Origin of the sequence: Plesiomonas sp. (assembly GCF_051650925.1) — a bacterium.
Lineage (GTDB): Bacteria > Pseudomonadota > Gammaproteobacteria > Enterobacterales > CAMTGL01 > Plesiomonas.
The window spans coordinates 1-1,498 of the sequence record NZ_JBOFRH010000220.1 but is presented as its reverse complement, the minus strand read 5'-3'; the positions used below and the strand labels follow the sequence as shown (position 1 = coordinate 1,498).

The following is a 1,498-nucleotide window of genomic DNA, read 5'->3' as shown; positions in this document are numbered from 1 at the left end:
GGTTATTCCTGTTAGCCTCCTCTTACTCTGTTCTTGCCGCGGATGGCGATATTCGTGAAGTCAGTATTTTGGGCACCTCTGATCTGCACGGGCATTTTGTGCCGTGGGACTATGCGGCTGATCAGGCCAATTTGGCGGGCAGCCTAAGCCAAATTGCGACCAAAATTAATGAAATACGTCAGAGTCTACCGAATGTTATTTTGGTGGATGCCGGCGATACCATTCAGGGTAATTTTGTCGAAACGTTCAAGAATGAGCCTGTTTCACCCATGATGTTGGGTTTTAATGCCCTTAATTACGATGTGTGGGTATTAGGAAACCATGAATTTGATTTTGGTTTACCAGTATTAAAAACCTCGCTCGATCAATTCAAAGGCCAATCGCTGGGTGGCAATATCAAGCGCGCTGATGGCAATCCATTTTTACCGGCCTATACCATTATTGAGCGGCAAGGCGTAAAAATTGGCGTTATTGGCATGGATACCCCTATGACGGCGCATTTTGCTGAAGGCAGTGACCGTCTGGGCGGCGTGACCTTTACCAACCCTACGCAAGAAGTCCGCAAGACCATCGCTAAGATTAAAGACCAAGTGGATGCGATTGTGCTGGTGGCACACATGGGGCTGGATAATGAAAATGACATTGCCGATACCAGTGTGACCGATATTGCTAAAGGGAATCCAGAATTAGCCGCAATTGTCGCCGGACATATGCATGTCCGGGTCGATAAAGCGGTGGTTAATGGCGTGATCATTACCGAGCCAGATAAATATGGTCGTGCGTTGTCGCGCATTGATCTGAAATTTGAAGAGAAAAACGGCAAATATACGCTGATCGATAAAGACAGTTATACCTACAAGATTAAAGATCTGGCATCAGACAAATCGTTGGAAAGCCTGTATGCGCCGTATCATAAAAAATTACGGGAAAATGCCAATCGTGTGGTCGCACAACTTTCCGGTAGTGATTTGGTACCTAAAGATGAAGTAAAAGGGATCCCACAAGTACAAGTTCAAGACTCAGGGATCAGTGCCTTATTCCAAGAAGCGGCATTTTATTATGCGCCGAAAGCCAATGTGATCGCCTTGGGGATTGATAACGATAAAGCGCGCTTAGATGTGGGGCCGATTAAAGCCAAAGACATTGCCTATAACTATCAATATGCCGGCGGTGAAATTACGGTATACCAGATGACAGGCGCTGATCTGAAAGCGTATATGGAATGGGTCGCCGATTATTTTAATCCGGTGCAAGACGGTGATGTGACATATAGCTTTAATCCAGCGCGTCGTTCATCAAAATACTCCACCAATGACTTTTTCGCTGGCGTGACCTATACCATCGATTTGCGTCAACCGGTCGGACAGCGGATCACCAATCTGAAACTGGCGGATGGCACTGTGGTGCAGCCAGATACTGAAATTCGCTTGGGGATGAATAGCTATCGCATGGGGCATCTGACTAAAAAAGGTGGTCCATTGCAGGGTAAATCCTTCCC

1 protein-coding gene is annotated in these 1,498 nt (G+C 46.5%); it reads left to right on the top strand.

Annotation, left to right across the window (positions count from 1 at the left end; all coding sequences use genetic code 11):
- Positions 1 to 8: 8 nt before the first annotated feature.
- The coding region (locus tag ACRC27_RS05240; RefSeq protein ID WP_438639356.1) for a bifunctional metallophosphatase/5'-nucleotidase at positions 9 to 1,498 on the top strand (1,490 nt) is incomplete at its 3' end.